The sequence below is a fragment of the Solidesulfovibrio carbinolicus genome, assembly GCF_004135975.1.
Classification (GTDB): domain Bacteria; phylum Desulfobacterota; class Desulfovibrionia; order Desulfovibrionales; family Desulfovibrionaceae; genus Solidesulfovibrio; species Solidesulfovibrio carbinolicus.
On record NZ_CP026538.1, the window covers coordinates 70,312 to 89,737 of the forward strand.

The 19,426-nt window shown below is 65.5% G+C and carries 20 protein-coding genes and 1 tRNA gene; 14 read left to right on the plus strand and 7 right to left on the minus strand.

Annotated elements, in window-relative coordinates:
• Positions 1-3: 3 nt before the first annotated feature.
• The 12 genes from C3Y92_RS00310 to hisG all read left to right on the plus strand — a co-directional run bounded on the left by C3Y92_RS00310 (position 4) and on the right by hisG (position 11,457).
• On the plus strand, positions 4-1,632 hold the full coding sequence (locus C3Y92_RS00310; RefSeq protein ID WP_129348410.1) for a DNA repair protein RecN: 1,629 nt from the start codon (positions 4-6) through the stop codon (positions 1,630-1,632).
• Positions 1,629-2,324, plus strand: coding sequence for a cell division ATP-binding protein FtsE (locus tag C3Y92_RS00315; RefSeq protein WP_129348412.1), 696 nt, complete (start codon positions 1,629-1,631; stop codon positions 2,322-2,324). Before C3Y92_RS00310 ends, C3Y92_RS00315 begins: the two co-directional genes overlap by 4 nt.
• The gene (locus C3Y92_RS00320) at positions 2,321-3,193 is read left to right on the plus strand and encodes a cell division protein FtsX (RefSeq protein WP_129348414.1); all 873 of its coding nucleotides are present in this window, start codon (positions 2,321-2,323) and stop codon (positions 3,191-3,193) included. Before C3Y92_RS00315 ends, C3Y92_RS00320 begins: the two co-directional genes overlap by 4 nt.
• On the plus strand, positions 3,190-3,996 hold the full coding sequence (locus C3Y92_RS00325; RefSeq protein WP_129348416.1) for a sirohydrochlorin cobaltochelatase: 807 nt from the start codon (positions 3,190-3,192) through the stop codon (positions 3,994-3,996). The genes C3Y92_RS00320 and C3Y92_RS00325 overlap by 4 nt, the downstream gene beginning before the upstream one ends.
• A gap of 104 nt (positions 3,997-4,100) precedes the next feature.
• Positions 4,101-5,042: an aspartate carbamoyltransferase catalytic subunit gene (locus C3Y92_RS00330; RefSeq protein WP_129348418.1), complete on the plus strand. Its 942-nt coding sequence runs from the start codon at positions 4,101-4,103 to the stop codon at positions 5,040-5,042.
• Positions 5,039-6,334 carry a dihydroorotase gene (gene pyrC, locus C3Y92_RS00335; protein WP_129348420.1) on the plus strand — a complete coding sequence of 432 codons (1,296 nt, stop codon included), beginning with the start codon at positions 5,039-5,041 and terminating at the stop codon, positions 6,332-6,334. Before C3Y92_RS00330 ends, pyrC begins: the two co-directional genes overlap by 4 nt.
• Positions 6,335-6,369: 35 nt before the next feature.
• Positions 6,370-7,692 carry an HD domain-containing protein gene (locus tag C3Y92_RS00340; RefSeq protein ID WP_129348422.1) on the plus strand — a complete coding sequence of 441 codons (1,323 nt, stop codon included), beginning with the start codon at positions 6,370-6,372 and terminating at the stop codon, positions 7,690-7,692.
• A 520-nt stretch (positions 7,693-8,212) separates the two neighbouring features.
• Entirely contained in the window at positions 8,213-9,268 is a 1,056-nt protein-coding gene (rlmN, locus tag C3Y92_RS00345; RefSeq protein WP_129348424.1) for a 23S rRNA (adenine(2503)-C(2))-methyltransferase RlmN, read from the plus strand.
• A gap of 160 nt (positions 9,269-9,428) precedes the next feature.
• Positions 9,429-9,692: an AbrB/MazE/SpoVT family DNA-binding domain-containing protein gene (locus C3Y92_RS00350; RefSeq protein WP_129348426.1), complete on the plus strand. Its 264-nt coding sequence runs from the start codon at positions 9,429-9,431 to the stop codon at positions 9,690-9,692.
• Entirely contained in the window at positions 9,689-10,120 is a 432-nt protein-coding gene (locus tag C3Y92_RS00355) for a PIN domain-containing protein (RefSeq protein WP_129348428.1), read from the plus strand. The genes C3Y92_RS00350 and C3Y92_RS00355 overlap by 4 nt, the downstream gene beginning before the upstream one ends.
• An 81-nt stretch (positions 10,121-10,201) precedes the next feature.
• Positions 10,202-10,576, plus strand: a complete 375-nt coding sequence (hisI, locus tag C3Y92_RS00360; protein WP_012749649.1) for a phosphoribosyl-AMP cyclohydrolase — start codon at positions 10,202-10,204, stop codon at positions 10,574-10,576.
• Positions 10,576-11,457 carry an ATP phosphoribosyltransferase gene (gene hisG / locus C3Y92_RS00365; RefSeq protein ID WP_012749648.1) on the plus strand — a complete coding sequence of 294 codons (882 nt, stop codon included), beginning with the start codon at positions 10,576-10,578 and terminating at the stop codon, positions 11,455-11,457. Before hisI ends, hisG begins: the two co-directional genes overlap by 1 nt.
• Before the next feature lie 111 nt (positions 11,458-11,568).
• Here hisG and C3Y92_RS00370 read toward each other — a convergent pair whose 3' ends face one another.
• From C3Y92_RS00370 to C3Y92_RS00385, 4 genes are all read right to left on the minus strand, one after another.
• The gene (locus tag C3Y92_RS00370; RefSeq protein WP_129348430.1) at positions 11,569-12,102 is read right to left on the minus strand and encodes a hypothetical protein; all 534 of its coding nucleotides are present in this window, start codon (positions 12,100-12,102) and stop codon (positions 11,569-11,571) included.
• A 127-nt stretch (positions 12,103-12,229) separates the two neighbouring features.
• Entirely contained in the window at positions 12,230-13,054 is an 825-nt protein-coding gene (locus C3Y92_RS00375) for a hypothetical protein (RefSeq protein ID WP_129348432.1), read from the minus strand.
• Between the two features lie 52 nt (positions 13,055-13,106).
• Entirely contained in the window at positions 13,107-15,338 is a 2,232-nt protein-coding gene (locus C3Y92_RS00380; RefSeq protein ID WP_165352037.1) for a glycosyltransferase family 39 protein, read from the minus strand.
• Between the two features lie 213 nt (positions 15,339-15,551).
• The gene (locus C3Y92_RS00385; protein WP_129348436.1) at positions 15,552-16,208 is read right to left on the minus strand and encodes a carbonic anhydrase; all 657 of its coding nucleotides are present in this window, start codon (positions 16,206-16,208) and stop codon (positions 15,552-15,554) included.
• A gap of 528 nt (positions 16,209-16,736) precedes the next feature.
• Between C3Y92_RS00385 and C3Y92_RS00390 the strand changes: the two genes are divergently transcribed.
• Together C3Y92_RS00390 and C3Y92_RS00395 are read left to right on the plus strand one after the other, a co-directional pair.
• A complete protein-coding gene (locus C3Y92_RS00390; protein WP_129348438.1) occupies positions 16,737-16,964 on the plus strand; it encodes an AbrB/MazE/SpoVT family DNA-binding domain-containing protein in 228 nt (75 codons plus the stop codon).
• The gene (locus C3Y92_RS00395; RefSeq protein WP_129348440.1) at positions 16,961-17,383 is read left to right on the plus strand and encodes a type II toxin-antitoxin system death-on-curing family toxin; all 423 of its coding nucleotides are present in this window, start codon (positions 16,961-16,963) and stop codon (positions 17,381-17,383) included. Before C3Y92_RS00390 ends, C3Y92_RS00395 begins: the two co-directional genes overlap by 4 nt.
• 25 nt (positions 17,384-17,408) lie before the next feature.
• Here C3Y92_RS00395 and C3Y92_RS00400 read toward each other — a convergent pair.
• From C3Y92_RS00400 to C3Y92_RS00410, 3 genes are all read right to left on the minus strand, one after another.
• Positions 17,409-17,498 (minus strand) — tRNA-Ser (locus C3Y92_RS00400).
• A gap of 13 nt (positions 17,499-17,511) precedes the next feature.
• Complete coding sequence (locus C3Y92_RS00405; RefSeq protein WP_129348442.1) at positions 17,512-18,216, minus strand: PilZ domain-containing protein; 705 nt, start codon at positions 18,214-18,216, stop codon at positions 17,512-17,514.
• A gap of 80 nt (positions 18,217-18,296) precedes the next feature.
• Positions 18,297-19,259, minus strand: a complete 963-nt coding sequence (locus C3Y92_RS00410; protein WP_129348444.1) for a chemotaxis protein — start codon at positions 19,257-19,259, stop codon at positions 18,297-18,299.
• Positions 19,260-19,426 lie beyond the last annotated feature (167 nt).

Here is a 19,426-nt window from a genome sequence, read left to right on the forward strand (position 1 = left end):
ACCATGATCGAAGTCCTTCGCATCAAGAACCTGGCGCTCATCGACGACCTGGAGCTGGAATTCGGCCCGGGCCTCAACGTCCTGTCCGGCGAGACCGGAGCCGGCAAAAGCTTCATCATCTCGGCCGTCAATTTCCTCACCGGCGAGAAGATGCACACCGACCTCGTCCGGGCCGGCCGGGACAAGGCCGTGGTCGAGGCGCTGTTTGTCCTGGGCGACGAGGAACTGATCCTGCGCCGGGAACTTGTGGCCGAGACCGGCCGCAGCCGCGTCTACGTGGGCGACAGTCTGGCTTCCCGCGAGACCCTGGCCGCGCTTCGCCCCAAGCTGTTGCTCCACGTCTCCCAGCACGGCCAAGGGCGTCTGCTCCAGCCCGCCTTCCAGGCCGCCCTCCTCGACGGTTTCCTGCCCGATCCGGCGCTTTTGACCGAAAAGAACCGCTTGGCCCGGGAACTGGGCGAGGTGGCCGCCGCCATCCGCGATCTCGACGCCAAGGCGGCCGGGCTGGAAGAAAAACGCCAGTTCCTGGAATTCCAGCACGCCGAGATCGCCAAGGTGAACCCCCTGCCCGGCGAGGAGGACGAGCTGGTGGCCCGCAAGGCCGCCCTGGCCGAATCGCGCAAGGCCGCCCAGGCTCTTGGCCGCGCCCTGGAGTGCATCGAACGCCAGCCGCCGGTTCTGGACGCCCTGGCCGACCTGCACCGAGAACTGCTCCACGCCGGGGAAATCCACGAGGAATTTTCTACCGACGCCGAGGCCGTGGCCGCTTTCCGCCACCACCTCAAGGATCTGGCCGTGCGCCTGCGCCGCCGGCCGGCCAAGGCGGCCGAGGACGACGGCGAGGGCATCGAAAAACGCCTGTTCGAGCTGGCCACGCTGCGGCGAAAGCTCAAGCGCTCCCTGGCCGAGATCGTGGACCTGGGCCGCGACATCAAGGAAAACCTCGATTTTCTCGACGACTGCGGCCTGAAACGCAAGCAGCTGGCCCGGGACGAGGCCGCCGGCATGGCCGCCCTGGCCCAAGCCCTGGCCGCCCTGGGCGCGGCCCGGCGCGAGGCCGCCGCCCGGCTGTCCGCCGCCCTGGAAGACATCCTGCGCGGTTTGGGCTTCTCCAAGGACGTGCGGGTCATTTTCGATTTCACGCCGGTTGTCGCCTACACGCCTGTGGCCTGCGACGGCGAGGCGCTGACTGAAGACCGGGCGCGCGTGCTGTGGCGGCCCAACCCCGGCCAGCCGCCCCAGCCGCTGGACAAGATCGCCTCGGGCGGCGAACTCTCGCGCTTCCTGCTGGCGCTGATGTCGCTTTCCGCCGAGCCGGGCGGACCCACGCTCATTTTTGACGAAATCGACGCCGGCATCGGCGGGCTGACGCTCACAAGCGTCGGCAGCCACATCAAAAAGCTGGCCGCCACTTCGCAGATTCTGCTCATCAGCCACTGGCCCCAGCTGGCCAGTCTGGCCGACCGGCATTTCCAGGTACAAAAATCCGTGGAGGACGGCCAGACCATCACCCGCTGCCTGCGCCTGGACGCCGACGGCGTGGCCGCCGAACTGGCCCGCATGGCCGGCGGCGGCGAAGCCGGCGTGGAAATGGCCCGGCGGCTTTTGGAAAACGGGGACACGCCGGCATGATCGAAGTTGCGGGGCTGCGCCACTGCTTTGGCCGGCGCGAGGTGTTGCGCGATCTGACCTTTTCCCTGGATAAGGGCGGCTTTGCTTTTCTGACCGGCCCGTCCGGGGCGGGCAAGTCCACCTTGCTGCGCATCCTGCACGGCTCGCTGCCCTTGCAGGAAGGCCGGGCCGTGGCCGCCGGCCACGATCTGGCCGGGCTGCGCCCCTCCAAACTGCATCAGCTGCGCCGCGACGTGGCCATGGTGTTTCAGGATTTCAAGATCCTGCCCGAGCGCAGCGTGGCCGATAACGTGGCCCTGCCCCTGGTGGTGCGGGGAACGCCGGCCGGGCGCATCGAGCGCCGGGTGCGCTCGGCCCTGACCGCCCTGCGCCTGACGGAGCTGGCCAACCGGCCCTGCGCCGAGCTGGCCGGCGGCGAACAGCAGCGGGTGGCCATCGCCCGGGCCGTGGTGGCCGGCCCCCGGCTCATGCTGGCTGACGAACCCACCGGCAACCTCGACTGGGACCTGTCGCTTCGCCTGCTGGACATCCTGCGCCAGTTCAGCGCCCACGGCACGGCCATCCTCATGGCCACCCACAACCAGGCCCTGGTGGCCGCCGCCCCCGACGCCCGGATCATCCGCCTGGAGCGCGCCGCGCCTGACACCGGAACAGACGCCGCCCAGGCCGCCGCCCCGGAGGCAGCCTCATGACGGCGCGCCTCATCCTCGCCGGCCTGGCCGATCTGTTTCGCCGGCCGTCCACGTCATTAAGCGTCATCCTGGGCGTGTTCGCCACGGTGTTCTTGTGCGGCCTGCTCGCCCTGGCCCAGGTCGGCCTGGACGGGGCCTTGGCCAAGGGCCAAGGCGTGCTGCGCTTTCAGGTCTACTGGAAGCCGGGAGCCGACGCGGCGCTCACCGCCCGGCAGATGGACTGGATGCGCGCCCTGCCTGGGGTCATCGAAGCCAAGGCGTTTTCCCCCGAGGCGGCCATGGCCGTCATGCGCGGCAGCCTGGGCGGCGCGGCCGAACCGCTCCTGCCCGGGGCGGCCAACCCCCTGCCCTACACCTTGCTGCTGGGCTTTGCCCCGCCCGAGCACGACGACGCGTTCGCCAGGCAGACCCTGGAGCGCCTGACCGCCGTGGATGGCGTGGCCGAGGTGCGCTACAACCCGGCCGCCATCGACGCCGCCCGCTCCCTGGGGCTGCTCGGCGCCCAGGCCGTACTCCCGCTGGGGGCCATCCTGGCGCTGCTGGTCGGCCTTGTGGTCGGCAACACCGTGCGCCTGACCCTGCTGCGCCGGCGCGAGGAATTCGAGATCATGCGTCTGGTCGGCGCGGCCGAGTCGGTCATCGCCCTGCCCCTGGTGGCCGGCGCGGCGGCCATGGGCTTTGTGGGCGCGGGGCTGGCCGCCACGGCCCTGGCCTTTCTCTGGTCGGCCGTGGCCGGCCAGCTGGCGGCCGCGCCCTTGTGGCTGTCCCTGGCCGCGCCGCCGGGCTGGTTGTGGGTTTCGCTTATTGCCGCGCCTACGGCCGTCTCCGCCCTGGCCGGCCTGGCCGCCGCCATGGAGTCGCGCCCGTGACCGAACCGTGTGGCATCATCCTGGCCGCCCACGGCTCCCGGCATCCCGGGGCCATGGCCGCCTTGGACGCGTTCCGGGAGTCTGTTGCCGCCGCCCATCCCGGAGCGGTGGTGGCCGTGGCCCGCACCGTGGGGCGCAAGCACGGCAACGCCGCCGCGTTCGGCGGAGCGAGGCAGGTCCTTGACGTGCTTGGCGAGCTGACCGCCGCCGGCTGCGCCCGGGTGGCGGTACAGTCGCTGCATGTGGTGCCGGGCGGGGAATACCACGAACTGTTGGCCGGCCTGGGCCGTTGGCTCGCCGACGACGCCGGCCGCACGTCGGTGTCGGTGGGCGCGCCGCTTCTGGCCGATCTGGCCGACGTGGACCAGGCGGCCGCCGCCATCGACGAGGCGCTCGCCGCCGGTCGCCAGCCCGGCGAGGCGGCCGTGCTCATGGGCCACGGCGCGCCGCCCCCCGGAGCCGGATTTTACGAAGCCCTGCGCGAACGCCTGACCCAGCGCGATCCGCTGCTCTTCTTCGGGGCCATGCCCCGGGAGAAAGGCGCGGCCAGCCTGGAGCTGGACACCATCGTCGCCGCCCTGGCCGCCAAAGGCGTGACCAAGGCGCTGCTGCTGCCCTTTTTCACCGTGGCCGGAGCCCACGCCTGTTCCGATCTGGCCGGCGTGCAGCCCGATTCCTGGCGCGGCCGGCTGGAAGCGGCCGGCGTCACCTGCCGGGCGCGGCTGGCCGGATTGTTGGAGATCGAAGCCTTCGCCGCCATCTGGCGCGAGCATCTCGACCGGGCCATGGCCCGTTTATCCTGACCGCGCGCGTGCAAGCCCCGCATTGACGCCGCCCGGGGCTTGTGAAAATATCGTTGGGCTTACGCGCCTGGGCGCGCGGCCAAAATTCGCCCCGAGGATGCCCCATGAACTGGCCCCACAAGGATCTTCTCGACGTCTCGCAACTCTCCCGGGAAGACGTGGACGTGGTCATGCGCACCGCCGCCTCCTTCCGGGAAATAAACGCCCGACCCGTCAAGAAAGTGCCCACCCTCAAAGGCAAAAGCGTCGTGCTGTTTTTCGCCGAGCCCAGCACCCGCACCAAGACGTCCTTCGACATCGCCGGCAAACGCCTCTCGGCCGACACCTTCGGCCTGGCCAAGTCTGGCAGTTCCTTGCAAAAGGGCGAGACCCTCAAGGATACCGTGCTCACGCTCCAGGCCATGAACCCCGACGCCATCGTCATGCGCCACGCCAGCTCCGGCGCGGCCGATTTCGTGGCCCGGCGGGTGTCCTGCGCCGTCATCAACGCCGGCGACGGCTGGCACGCCCATCCTACCCAGGCCCTGCTTGATCTGTTCACTCTGCGCGAAGTCTGGGGCGACGATCTTGTCGGCAAGACCGTGACCATCCTTGGCGACGTGGCCCATTCCCGGGTCGCCCGGTCCAATATTCGCCTGCTCACCATGCTCGGCGTCACCGTGCGCCTGTGCGCCCCGCGCACCCTGCTCCCCAAGGACGCCCGGGCCCTGGGAGCCAAGGTCTTTCACGAGCTGGAACCGGCCCTGGAAAACGCCGACGCCGTTATGTGCCTGCGCCTGCAGCTCGAACGCCAGGAAGCCGGGCTTTTGCCCGATCTGCGCGAATACGCCCGCCGCTTTTGCCTGACCAAGGCGCGGCTGAAAAACGCCGCCCCGGACGTCAAGGTGCTCCACCCCGGCCCCATCAACCGGGGCGTGGAAATCGCCTCGGACCTGGCCGACGCCGGCAATTCGCTTATCCTGGACCAGGTGGCCTCGGGCGTGGCCGTGCGCATGGCGATTTTGTATCTCCACATCACCCGCAAGGAAAAAGGGGAAACCGCATGACGCCGCCGGATCTCGTCGTCGCCGACGCCGCCGTCCCCGGCCGCGACGGCCGCTGGACCCTGGTCTGCGCCGCCGGGCAGGTGCTGGAACTTGTGCCCCACGACCCGGCCGCCCGCTTCCCCGAAGCCCGGGTCATCGAGGCCAAGGGGCAGCTGCTCCTGCCGGCCATGACCGACGCCCACACCCATCTGCGCGAACCCGGCCAGGAATGGAAGGAAGACATCGCCTCGGGCCTGGCCGCCGCCGCCGGAGGCGGATTTTCCAACATCCTGTGCATGGCCAACACCGATCCGGTCAACGACAACGAATCGGTCACGCGCCTCATGCTGCGCCGGGCCAGCGATGCCTGGCCCCACGGCCCGCGCCTGTTCCCGGTCGGCGCGCTCACCATGGGCCTTGCCGGCAAACAGCTCGCGCCCATGGAAGAGCTGCTGGCCGCCGGCTGCGTGGCCTTTTCCAATGACGGCGAACCCGTGGCCGACACCGAGCTTTTCCGCCACGCCCTGGAATACGCCGCCGACCTCGCCCCGGTCATCGACCACTGCGAGGACCCGTACATGGCCAAGGGGGCCGGGGCCAACGAAGGCGTCATGAGCGCCCGCCTGGGCCTTCGCGGCCAGCCCGACGTGGCCGAGGCCCTGCAGGTCGCCCGGGACATTCTTTTGGCCGAATACTTAAACGCACCGGTGCACCTGGCCCACGTCAGCTGCCGCCGGGCCGTGGAACTCATCGCCGACGCCAAGCGCCGGGGCGCGCCGGTCACGGCCGAAACCTGCCCGCACTACCTGACCATGACCGACGCGGCGCTTTTCGGCTACGACACCATGGCCAAGGTCAATCCGCCGCTTCGCACCGACGACGACCGCCTGGCGCTGATTCAGGCCCTGCGCGAAGGCGTCATCGACATCCTGGCCACCGACCACGCCCCCCACGCCGCCCACGAAAAGGAAACCCCCTTCGAGGACGCCAAAAACGGCATCACCGGCCTGGACACGGCCCTGGGCAGCCTGTGGGAACTGGTGCGGCTGGGACAGCTGACCGCCGAAGATATCGCCCAGCGCTTCGCCTGGCGGCCGGCCGAAATCTTCAAGCTCCCCCACTGCCGCTTCGCCCCGGGCGATCCGGCCGATTTCTGCCTCTTCGACCCGGAACAATCCTGGGTCGTCACCCCCGAAACCCTGCGCTCCAAGGGCAAGAACACGCCGCTTCTGGGCCAGTCCCTCACCGGCCGCGTGACCCTGACCGCCGTGAACGGCCACGTGGTCTACGAACTCGCCCGCGCCGGAGCCTGAGACACGCATCAATCGCCGCACCCGGAGGTCTTCCCATGGCGCAACCCTTCAAGGACGCCACCGCCATCTGCAAAACCATCATGCGAAACGGCTACGACGCCTACGTCATCAACGCCGTTTTGCAGGAAAAAGCCCTGGATGCCGCCGCGCCGGAACTCGACGTGGCCACCGACGCCCCCCTGGCCGAAATCCAGAAGCTCTTCCCCCAGTCCGAAGCCTGCGCCGAGGACGGGGCCTTTGCCCGCCTCCAAAGCGGCGACACCACGCTCTACCTCTACCCGGCCGACACCGCCGACGCCTCCCACCCCGAGGAGTCCGTGGCCCGGCTCACCAGCCGGCTCATCGCCCGGCTGACCGCCAAGGGGCTGCTGCCGCCCCATCAGGCCTGCCCCTACGTGCCGCATCAGGTCGAGGACCACGACGGCTTCGCCGACCTCTCCAGCGGCGAAGTGCGCTTAAACGGCATCCCCGACGAAGCCATCCGCCAGAATTACCTGCGAGCCGTGCGGGCGCTGCGGTTTTCCGCCAACTACAACATCCCGGTGGAACCCAACACCTTTATGGCCATCCTGCGGGCCTCGCGCCGCATCATGGACTACGTGTCGGTCAAAGACATCATGGACGAATGGCGCAAGGTCGAGGCCGAAAACATGGCCGACTTCGTGGAGCGCCTCTACGACACCATGATCCTGCACTGGTTTTTGCCCGAAGTGGCGACGCTGGCGCGCATCAAGATCACCTCCGACGACGGCGTCGAATACACGCTCTTCGAACAAACCCTGGCCGTCATGCGCCACTACCCCGAGGAACTGCCCTACGACTGGTACGGCACCCTGGCCTGCCTGTTCCACGATGTGGGCAAGCTCCACACCGCCCAGTACGCCGGCGGCGACCTCCACTTCTACCAGCACCACCAGGTCGGGGCCAAGGTCACCCGCAAAATCCTCTCGCGGCTGGGCTTCCCGCCGGACGAGACCGACCTCGTGTGCAACCTCGTGCGCGGCCACATGCACTTCCACTTCATGCTCACCGACCGGGGCATCCGCCGCTTCCGCGCCCTGGACCAGTACCCGCGCCTGATCGAAATGGCCCGGGCCGACATCAAGTCCGTGGGCGGCACCTACAAGGAATTCAACCACAACATGAAAATGCTCGAGCGTACCGAAACGCCCGAGGAAATGCTCGAACCGCTGCTCAATGGCGCGCAGATCATGCAACTGCTCTCCCTCAAGCCCGGACCGGCCGTGGGACTCATCCGCGACGCGCTGCTCAAGGCCCAGATCAGCGGCGACGTCGCCAGCCGCGAAGACGCCGAACGCTTCGTGCGCGCCTACTGGGACAAGCAAGGACTGCATTAGCAGAGAGCGAAGAGAATCGGGGCGCTGCCCCGAGCCCCGCCGGGGGGCTAAGCCCCCCGGCCCCTTTCCTGGGAGGGCGATTTTCCCGGCGGGAAGCCCGCCGGGAAAATCGCCCTCCCAAAAAATGATTCCGAAGCCCGGCATATCTCTTCCCAGGATTGCCTTTCCGGCTTTTGCCTTTTAATGCGGCGCTTCGCCGCTGGCGCACCTTGGGGCCGGAATCGCTCCGGGGCGGCGCGGGCCGCGCAAGCGGCCACGCGTCGCCCCGGACGATTCCGGCCCCAACGACGGGCATCCGCAGCCGACCTCTGCCTCGCTTCGTCCGGCCGACCGTCCGCGCCCCCGTCCATCGACCCATGACGGGGGTCCGGGGGCCTGAGGCCCCGGCGGGGCTTGGGGCGGAGCCCCGATCTTCCCTCTTCCGGTCATCCCCCTAGCCACACCACACACGCAACCCATCAACCGTCAACCGCCGACACCAACCAACAACCACAACCCCGCAACCAGCAGACCAACCGCCATGACCAATCTCATCGACCTGACGTTTCACGAACTGGAGTCCCTCATTGTCAGCCTGGGCGAGCCGCCGTACCGGGCCAGGCAGGTCTGGCAGTGGCTGTGGCAGAAGCGGTGCCGCGAGATCGCGGGGATGACGGACGTGTCCAAGGCGTTGCGCGCCCGGCTGGAGGAGGTGGCGGCAATTCGGTGGCCGGTGGTGGAAATGGTGCGGGAGAGCCGTGACGGCACGGTGAAGTTTTTGTTGGCGCTGGGGGACGGCGAGCGGGTGGAGTGCGTGTTGATCCCGGAGAAGGACCATTACACGGCCTGTTTGTCGACGCAGGTGGGTTGCGCCATGGGCTGCGGTTTTTGCGCCACCGGGATGTTGGGGTTTCGGCGCAACATGACGCCTGGGGAGATGCTGGGGCAGGTGTTGGTGGGCCGGCAGCATCTGGCGGACAAGGGCGTGGAGCTGGGGCTGCGCAATCTGGTGTTCATGGGCATGGGCGAGCCGCTGCTCAATTACGACAATTTGCTGCAGACCTTGGAGGCGCTCCATCATCCCCAGGGTTTGGATTTTTCGGGCCGGCGCATCACGGTGTCCACGGCTGGCGTGGCCCGGCATTTGTTGGATTTGGGGCGCACGGGCTTGTGTTCGCTGGCAATTTCGCTGCATGCGCCGACCCAGGCCCAGCGGGAGCGGATCATGCCCGGGGCGGCCAGGTTGGAATTGGACAAGCTCATGGATTTGCTGGCGCAGTATCCGCTCAAGCCTCGGGAGCGGCTGACGTTCGAGTATTTGTTGCTGGCGGGGGTCAATGACGCCGACGCCGACGCCCGGGAGCTGGTGCGGCTGCTCTCGCGGGTGAAGGCCAAGGTGAATCTGATCGTGTTCAACGCCACGCCGGGGTTGCCGTATGCGCCGCCGGACGAAGCCAGGGTGTTGGCGTTTCAGGATATTTTGAAGAGCAAGGGGCTGACGGCGACGCTGCGCAAGAGCAAAGGCGCGGATATCGCGGCGGCCTGCGGGCAGTTGCGGGCGGAGTGCGACGGTGAGGGTGAGGGAAAGACAGGATAAGAGGCCTCCGGCGGCCGGGGGGATGATCCCCCCGGACCCCTGCGATAGGGGAGTTGGGGGCGCATAAAATTCGGCCGGCGACGGAGCGCTTGTCACCCGGTTGACGTTTGGGTAAGCTAACACTCCTTTTTCGCGTAAAAAGCGAACGGCGGGAGGCCCTATGGAAACGACGCTGGACGAACAAGGGCGCGTGGTCATTCCCCAGGATGTGCTCAATGACTTGGGGCTTGCCCCCGGAGCGCGCCTGATCGTCGAAGAACGGGACTGCACCATTGTCATTCGCGGCGCTGACGGCGACAACGGGCTTGTCGAAGAAGATGGCGTACTGCTTTTTGGCGGCGAAACCATCGGTGCGGTAGATGATCTGGTTGAGCGGGTGCGAAGCGACCGCGTTCGGGACATCGCTGGTCTTTCAAAACGATGAAGGCATTTTTCGACACCTCGGTGCTTGTCGCCGCCCTGGTGAAGAGCCATCCCATGCATCCCAGAGCGTTTCCCTGGTATTTGAAAAGCCGGCGGTCCGAATGCGAAATGGTTGTTGCGGCGCATGGCTTGGCTGAAACCTATGCTTGCCTGACAACGTACCCCTCACGTCCCAGAATTTCTCCCGTTGCGGCCATGACGTTGCTTCGGGAAAGCATTGTCCGGGCGGGAACGGTTGTGTCCCTTGACGGACGCGATTATCTGGAAGCCCTGGACAGGGTTGCCGACAAGGGCCGGTGCGGCGGCAGCGTCTACGATGCCTTGCACGTGATTGCGGCCGAAAAAAGCGGAGTGGACCTCGTGCTTTCCTTCAATCGAAAGCATTTTGAACCGCTTTTGCGACCGGGCCAGACGTTTATCGAACCCTGACGCCCTTGAGGCGCCAGGATTGTTGGGCATTTCGGTTTTCCGCCGGCCAACCGGCACTCCATAGAGCGAAGGAATATTTCGATGAAACGACCCGATTTCGCGAAGTGCGGCGGCCTTGTCCCCGCCATCGCCCAGGAAGCGTGCAGCGGCGAGGTGCTCATGCTCGCCTACATGAACGAGGAAGCCTACGACAAAACCCTGGCCACCGGCGAAGTCCATTACTTCAGCCGCAGCCGCCAGAAAATCTGGCATAAGGGCGGCACCTCCGGCCATGTGCAAAAGGTCCATAGCGTGCGCCTCGACTGCGACGCCGACACCATCCTGGTGCTCGTCGAGCAGATCGGCGGCGCGGCCTGCCACGAAGGGTACAAGTCCTGCTTCTTCACCGAAATCACCAGCGACGGCGAACGCACCTGTTCCCCGAAAGTCTTCGACCCCAAGGAGGTCTACAAATAATGGCCGGCGACAACATGCTCAAACTCGGCATTCCCAAAGGCTCCCTCCAGGACGCCACCATCGCGCTTTTTGAAAAATCCGGCTGGAAGATCCGGATGCACCACCGCAACTACTTCCCGGAGATCAACGATCCCGAGATCACCTGCTCCATGTGCCGCGCCCAGGAAATGTCGCGTTACGTCGAGTCCGGCACCCTGGACTGCGGCCTGACCGGCAAGGACTGGATTCTGGAAAACGAGTCCGACGTGGTGGTCGTGGCCGACCTTGTCTATTCCAAGGTGAGCAACCGCCCGGCCCGCTGGGTGCTGGCCGTGGCCGCCGATTCGCCCTACAAGCGCCCCGAGGATCTGGCCGGCAAGAAGATCGCCACCGAGCTGTGCAACTTCACCAAGCAGTATTTCTCCGGCGCGGGCATCCCGGTGGAAGTGGAATTCTCCTGGGGCGCCACCGAAGCCAAGGTGGTCGAAGGCCTGGCCGACGCCATAGTGGAAGTGACCGAGACCGGCACCACGATAAAAGCCCATGGGCTGCGCATCATCTCCGATCTGCTGTCCACCAACACCCAGCTCATTGCCAACAAGAAGGCCTGGGAAGACCCGTTCAAACGCCGCAAGATCGAGATCCTCAACATGATGCTGCAAGGCGCGCTGCGGGCCGAGGGCCTGGTCGGCCTCAAGATGAACGTGCCCGAGGAGAAGATGCCGGCCATCATGGCCCTTCTGCCCAGCCTCACCGCTCCCACCGTGGCCAATCTCTACAACAAGGATTGGCTGTCGGTGGAAATCGTGGTCACCGAAGGCATCGTGCGCGACCTGATCCCCAAGCTCCACGACCTGGGAGCCGAGGGCATCATCGAATACGCGCTCAATAAGGTCATCTAGCTTTCGAGCCAGAGCGATCAAGAAAAACGGCCGCGGGCGAAAGCTCGCGGCCGTTTGGCGTTTGTGGCGTCCGCAGGGGGTCGCCATTTCCCCGCCCCCTGACGCAGCCCCTTATTTCCTCGGCAGATTGGGCAAAATCTCGTTGGCGGCGGCCACGATGCTGCGCCGCAGGCCGGGGTCGCTGTTGAGGAATTCGGCCACGGCCGTGGCCAGGGGTTCAGGGATGCCGGTGAGGTCACGGATGCCCAGGCGGGCGTCCACGGCCTTGCCGGCCGCGTCGATGCGCACCACCGGCGCGAGGTGGAAACGCACCGGCACCGGGTCGCCGCCGGAGACGAGATTGCAGCGCACTTCCTGGGGCGGCAGGGCCACGTCGCCCTTGGCGTGGAGCCGGGCTACGACTTCCGAGCGCTTGGCCGTGATGACGGCGGAGCAGGCCAGATCGGAGACGAAGCCGAAGGAATTGCTCTCCAGGCGCGAGCGCGTGGCCGGATCGAGGCGGAAACCGGTTTGGCAGGCGATCTGCTCGGCCTTGGGGTTGTCGAACACCTGGCGGCAGGCGTCGCCCTCAAGGACCACCCCGGCGCGCGACGGCGCGGGCAGAGCCAGACAGCACAGGATGACGACAAGGACAGACAACTTCATGGGTTCCTCCGGCAAGCGCATGGCGCTCCCCTACCGCTGCCGCCGCCGCAGAGCAAGGCCCGCCTCCCCTCCCTTTACCCATTTGGGGGGTCCGGGGGCCTCAGGCCCCCGGCCGCCGGAGGCATCATCACGTTTTTTTTGACAAAAACGCCATGTCCTCGGCCGCGCCGGCAAAATGCAGGAAGTGGGCGCGGGCAAGAGCCGCAGCGACGCAGCCGGCCTTGAGCCGGGCCAGGATGTCGGGCCGGTCGCGGCAGGCGGCCAGAAAGGCCGGGTCCATGAGAAAGGGGTAATGGTTGGCCAGGCTCGTGGCCCAGAGGGCGTTGAACCGGGGGTCAAGCCAGGCGACCGGGCCGTTTTGCAGCAGATGATAGGACAGAGGGCGCATTTCGTAGAGCATGGACCGGCTGTCGGGCCGGCGGTCCTCGGCGTAGGCGGCGGCCATGGCCGGACCGTGGGCTTCGGGAGTAAGGACCATGACCCCGGTCTGAACCACGGTATCCGGGCCGTCCTCGAAGCCGTAGTGGCGGTAGAAGGCCTGGGGCGTGTCGTCGTCGGCCAGACTTGCCCCAATGGCCGCGAGACGGCGGCGCGTGGCGGCCTGGGCGGCGGCGTAGTCGGCCGGCGTGGGGCTGGCAAACTGCTCCACCGCCCCCAGGGTTCCGGGCGGCACGCCGTCAAAGACGTCTGGCGCGCCGGGAGCCACGGCGATGTCGGCGTCGAGCCACAGCACTTGATCGCAGGCCCGCAGCTTGGGGACGTCAAAAAGCAGGCATTTCTGCCAGGCCGGGCTGCGGGCGCGGCCGCGCGGCGAATCGTCGATGCGCTTGTCGAGAACGACCAGGGCCAGGCCGTGGGCCTTGGCGTAGGCTCGAACGCCTTGGGCGGCGTGGGCGGCGAAGCGCTTGCGGCAGGCTTCGCCCACGACCAGGGTGGCGATGGCGCGTTTCATGGCCGGCTCACGTAAGCCCTGGCAGCACGCTGGGGCTGGCTGGAAAAGGTTGTCAGCGAGCCCGAAAAAGGGCTTTGCCGTCCACGGTCCAGAGTTGGGCCTTGCCTTCCAGGTGAACCCGTATAGCGCCGTCGAGCTTTGGCAGCGGCAATTTGTATTGGGCGGCTGCCGGAGTCCAGCGGCTGTTGGAGTTGCCGCGCATGGTGAAAAATCCCACGGGCAAGCCGTCGGGCATGATGAACTGGGCTGTCAGAAGCGAATCCTCGCCGGAAATACGGGGCAGGAATACGGCGTCGTTGTGGGGGGCCGTGTACCGAATATCGATGTCTCCAGCGGCCTGCCCGGGACGCAGGGAGCACATGGCCGCCCGGGGATCCTCCACGTCGTCGGGCCTGGCACACTGGATGACGTTTGCATCGTAGGCCAGGTGCTGTTCGATGCCGCTCGCGGCGGGGAATCGTTCGCTCTCGTAGTTCTCCAAAAGATAAGCGTTATAGGCGGCCGGACCGAGAATATTGTTCACCGTGGAGGCGTCCTTGGCGGCGATGACCGTGAAACCTTCCAGGCCGACCGTCCGCAAGCCCGATCCGGGCGAGGACGGCAGGCTGTCGTGGCACACCAGACGCAGACGCACGGTCATGGTGGTAAAAGGAGCATCATGCTCGAAGTGGATGATGGCCTGCCGTCTGGAGTCCATGCCGCCGGTGGCGAACACCTGGACGAACGGGGCGTCGTCGAAACGCACGTCCACCGCGACGACATTGCCCCAGCCGGCGCTGCGGTAGTCGAGGACGACGCCAAAGTGGGTGTTGCCGCCGGAATTGGTGAAGGCATAATCGCAGACCGCTGGCGTGTCAGGCCGGGTGGCGATCATGGAAAAGCCTCTGGCCGAGGAGGCGAGACTGCAGTCGGCCAAAGCGGCGGCCTCGGCATAAAAGCGAGTATAGTCGAAGGCAAACGCTCGGAAAAAAGGTGTTGCCGCCATGTCCGTGGGGCCGGCCTTGGCCACGGCGCGGCGGAAAATGGTGACGGAACGGAATTGTTCCTCGGCGTCAAAGGGACCGAAACGCTTGATGAAGCCCTCCTTGTTGCCGCCGACGTAGGTGTATTCCTTGCCGACGATGACGCTAGACACCGGCGCGTCGGCCCCGGGAGCGTTGAGCCGGGCCGTTGGAGCGATGTAGCGATCAAGGTACCAGCCGGTGCATTTTTCCAGATAGTCACCCGTGAAATTAAGGACTTGGCCGGGCGTGGCCGTGTCGGCCAGACGCTGGGCGACGAGTTTGTAATTGTCACCGATGATGTCCACGTCGTAGCTGTCCACGGCATAGAACTTGTGGTGATAGCCGATCAGGACGGCCAGACCCAGGGCGACGGCGGCCAGGGCCGGGGCAGGGCGGCCGAACCGCGACAGCAGGGCTGTGGCGGAACAGGCCTGGGCCATAGCCAAGGGGAACATGAGAAAGGCGATATGGCGGCCCCAAAAATTGAGCGCGGTGTGGGTGACGACAAGTTGAACGTAGGGCACGGCCAGCAGAGCCAGGGTCAGGAAGAAAAACGGCTGATTGCCGCGCAGCAGCCACAGCCCATGCAGGGCCAGGGCGGCTAGGCTCAGACGAAGGGGAAGGTTGTTGAAGTAAAAGACATTGTCGAGAAGGGCGTTACAGTAAATTGACGTTATGCCGGCATAATCCATGCTTGCATTGAGATAGGCTTGGCTGACAGAGGATTTGGCGATGAACAGGGCGTAGAAACTGGCCACGAAAAGGCTGACCGCAAGGCCGAGCAGGACCGCCCGCCATACCGGGACGGCTCTGCGCGCGAGCAGGCCCAACAGGCCCAGGCAGCCGACCACGGCGACGATGATGAAAAGCGAGGTGTAGACCAGGGAAAAGGATAACCCGAGGAGCAAGCCAAGCAGGGCGGTCAGGCCAGGGCGAAATTGGTCCTCACGGCTTAAGCGCAGATAGAGGAAAAAGATCAGAGCAAAAAGGGCTACCATGCAGGCGTAAGGGCGGACGGTGCGGATCAGAAACAGAAACTGGGTGTTGACCATGAGCAAGACCAGGGCGGTCCGAGCCTGGGGTAGGGGCAGGACCAGCCTGGCGGCGGCATAACCGGCGATGCAGGTAACAAGGCCGCAAAAAACAGAAAAAAACCGTACGGTAAAGTCGTCTTTGCCGATAAACTCAAAAAGCTTTACTGTGAAATAAAAAAGAGGCGGATGCACTTCGACGTAAGTCGACTGGTTGATGATAAATTCCAGGGAATGGGCAGCTGTCATGGGGACGAGAATCTCGTCCATCCACAGGGAGGGGACACCCAGGTTGTACAGAGCGACTGCGGCAAAAAAGCACAGGGCGATACAGGCTGAGCGGTCGCGGAACAGGGCTGTTAGGCCCACATCTTCAATTTCGGAAATGTGGGCTTTCGGGCGATGGGATATCATAAGGCTTTGCTTTCAACACGTTTTGCATAAAGTTGTGTGTCCGGCGACTCATGGCGCGGGTTTGGTCTCGCAGCGCGCCACCAGGGGTTCGAAACTGCCGGTTTCAGGCAGGTAGCTTAAGAGTTCGCCGCGCTCCAGGTCGAAATACCAGCCATGCATATGCATTTCGCCGCGCATGACGCGTTCGAACACCCAGGGGAAGGTCAGCAGATTTTCCAGGGAAATAAGGACGGCGGCCTTTTCGCAGGCCTGCTGGCGCAGGTGGAAGTCCTTGTCGGCCAGCTTCTCGTTGACCTCGCGCAGGGCCGGTTCGGCGATCTTGACCCAAGGGGCGATGAATTCGCCAAGCTTTTCCTTCTGGGGGTGCATGAGCGCCTGGATGCCGCCGCAGCAGGAATGGCCCAGCACGATGACGTGCTCCACGCCAAGCACGCGCACGGCGTATTCCACGGCGGCGCTGACGCCGTGGTTGCCCGGAGTTTTTTCGTAGGGCGGCACGAGGTTGGCCACGTTTCGCACCACGAACATGTCGCCGGGTTCGCAGCCGGTGAGGATGGCCGGGTCCACGCGGGAGTCGGAGCAGGCGATGACCAGGACCTTGGGGGTCTGGCCGCGCTTGAGGTCGGCAAAAAAGGTGCTGCCGTCGCAGAAATAGGTGCGCTGGAAGTTTTTAAATCCAGCCAGGAAGCGAGGAATGTCCTTCATAGGGCAGGAACTCCGAGGGGGCCTTGGACAGGCGTGCCCACATGGTGAAAAACTGGCGGGAGGCGACTTCTTATCGAAGCGGTAACATCCCGATTCTCAACGACAAAGCGCACTCGGGAATCGTGCGGCAGGCCGGGGAATCGTCCGGTTCCTTTTCCGCCTGCGCTGTTGCTGCCTATCATCGTCGCCGCCGGTCCGTCCAGCCGGGGCGCGGACACCGCGTATCCGAGACCATTTCTGCCATCAAATTTGTTGCCACCTTTTTTGTTGGGAGATTGACAGCGGCCCAGTTCCCCCTATGCGCTTGAAGCGCAACACCTCGGCCTGGAAGTGCAAGCGCCCCAGGAAGTCAAGGAGATCGGGGAAGATATCGGCAAGCGCATCGAGCACTGGAAAGCCTGGCACAAACAGCAAGGGACGCCAGGCTAAAAACGCGCCCCGCCCCGCCCAAAGCGACGGCTTCGGATGGCCTCTTGCCCATGTCCTGCACGATTGTTATAACGTCAGTGTCAACATGGAGGTGGCCCTATGCAGGCGCTCAAGATCAGAAAGGTGGGGAACTCCCTCGGGCTGGTGCTGCCGAAGGAAGCGGTGGCGCGGCTCAAGGTCGTGGAAGGCGATACCGTGTATCTGACGGATGCCGAAGACGGCTACCGGATAACGCCCATGGACGCGTCCTTTGCCGAGCAGATGGCGGCGGCGGAAGACATCATGCGCGAGGATCGGGACGTGTTGCGCGAGTTGTCCAACCGATGACATGGCGATGGATTGCTGCCGCCGTGGTCCTGGCCGTCCACGACCAGCAGCTTGCCGAACATGGCGGCTCGGCCGGGGTCCGGGAAATGGGGTTGCTGGAAAGCGCCCTGGCCAGACCGGCGCAGCTCGCGGCCTACGGGGAGCCTGATGTTTTCGATCTGGCCGCAACCTACGCCCATGGCATCGCCAGGAATCATCCCTTCGTGGACGGCAACAAACGCACGGCCTATGTCGCGTGCATGCTCTTCCTGCGGCTTCATGGGGTTCGCATTGATGCCCCGGGACCGGAGCGCGTCATGGTGTTCGAGCAGCTCGGCAAGGGGTCGCTTGACCGGGATGCCCTGGCTGGATGGTTGCGGGCGCGAGGAAAAGAGTTTGCGGACCAGCCTCGTGAGGCGGTCTCGGCACCTTTTGGATGAAACTGGACTGTGTTGGACACTGATTTGGCGGAGGGAGAGGGATTTGAACCCCCGGACGGGTTTCCCCGCCAATGGTTTTCAAGACCACCGCCTTAAACCGCTCGGCCATCCCTCCGCAGACAGCCTCTTTAAAGCGCTTTGCCCGGACAGGCAATATCCATCTCATCGGCTTCGCAGCCCAGATGCCCCAGTTCCGTGAAAAGCGCCTCGGGCATCTCCAGAAAAGCCAGCCCCACCCCAGGCACCGTGCGCCGCAGCGCCCAGGCCTCGTGCCAGGCCACCCGGGTGCGCACCGGCACGTCGGTCACATCCGGAAACACCACCCAGGCCTCCTGGCCGATCTCCCAGGACGCCGTGGTGAACAAAAAACAACCGAGATAGGAAACATTGATGGTGCAGGTCTTTTCGCCGCCGTCGCCGCCGTCCGGCGGCGCGCGCCACAACACGGCCGGCAGATTGGCCTCCACCCGCTCGCCGCGCCGCAGGCTGCGCGGCAGAAAATCGCGGCAGGCGGCCGTAAATACGGACAGCCCGTCCCGCGACGGCGGCCCGGCGTCGGCCCCCAGGGCATAGACCGTGTCCGTGGCCGGATCGTATTTGAGGCGCGCCGAGGGGTAGATCTCGGCCAGACGTTGCAGCACGCGCTTGTCGAAGTGCTTTTCCCGCACCAGCGTTGGCACGTCGAACAGCACGCCGTTATACCGGCGGCGGCGGGCCGCGCCAAGCAGCTCCTGGGGCGTCTGCGCCACGTCGCAGGCCGCGCCCAGGCGCGTCAGTTCGGCCACGATGCGATCCCGGGCCTGGCCCCGGCGGGCCACAAGCAGCATATGCATGGATGGCGACCGTCCTTGAAACATCCTGTCCGGTCAAAACCAGGCGGGCCTTGCCGCTGCAGTCATCGCTCCCGGCAACGTTACCGGCTGGCTTCGATGAGCTTGCGGGCGCGCTCGGCCAGGGTGCCGACCTCGGGCTTGGTGACCTGGTCGTCGGCCCCCACCGAAAGCCCCTTGTGGTAGAGCTGGTCGTTAATCAGCGACGAAAAAAGCACCACCGGCAGCTGCTTGAGCATCGGGTCGTCCTTGATCTTCTTGCACAGGGTATGGCCGTCCATTGACGGCATTTCGATGTCGGTCACGACAAGATTGACGTTGTCGGTCAGCGGCTGGCCGCCCTTGGTCGCGGCCTCGCGCCATTGCGCCAGACGGTCCCAGGCGTTTTGGCCGTTGACGTCCTGGATGACCTCGAAGCCGTCCTTCTCCAGATAGGTGGCGATGAGCCGGCGGATGGAGTTGGAGTCGTCCACCACCAACGTCTTGTAGGCCGAACGCTCCGGTTCGGGAATGGCCGCCTCCGCGCGCTGGCGATCCGTCTTCATGGCCAGGGCGGGGTTTAAGTCCCAGATGATCTGTTCCATGTCGAGGATAAGCACGATGTGGTCCGGGAACTTCACCACGCCGGTGAAATTGTTGGCCGCGAACTGGGCCACGTAGCCCGACGGGGGCTCCACCTCGGACCAGCTCAGGCGGTGGATGCGGGTGACGCCCGAGACCATGAAGGCGTTTATGACCTTGTTGAATTCCGAGACGATGACCTTGGTGTTCTCGTCGCGAGCCATGGGCTTGCCCAGCCACATGGACAGGTCAATGAGCGGAATGACCCGGGAGCGCAGATTAAAGGTGCCAATCACGCACGGATGCGGCGTTTGCGGCATCCCCGTCACTTTGGGCAGCCGGATGATCTCCAGCACCTTGGCCACGTTGACGCCGTAATAGGCCCGGTACGGTTTGGCCCCGGGTTCGGTGGCCTCATCAATGTAAAACTCGATGATTTCGAGTTCATTGGTCCCCGCCTCAAGCAAAATATTGGTCTGCGCCATGGCCGTCCTCGCCTGCCGTCAGCCCTGCAAGGCCTTCGTGGTTATTGCCGCCGCCCGTTTCCCAAGGCCGCCGGTTGCGGCAGGCCCCATGTAGTCCCTTAGCCGTTCGAGACAGCGGGCGCAAGCTTTTGCCGGCGCGGGAGCGCGCCTTTACAGGCACGCCCCGC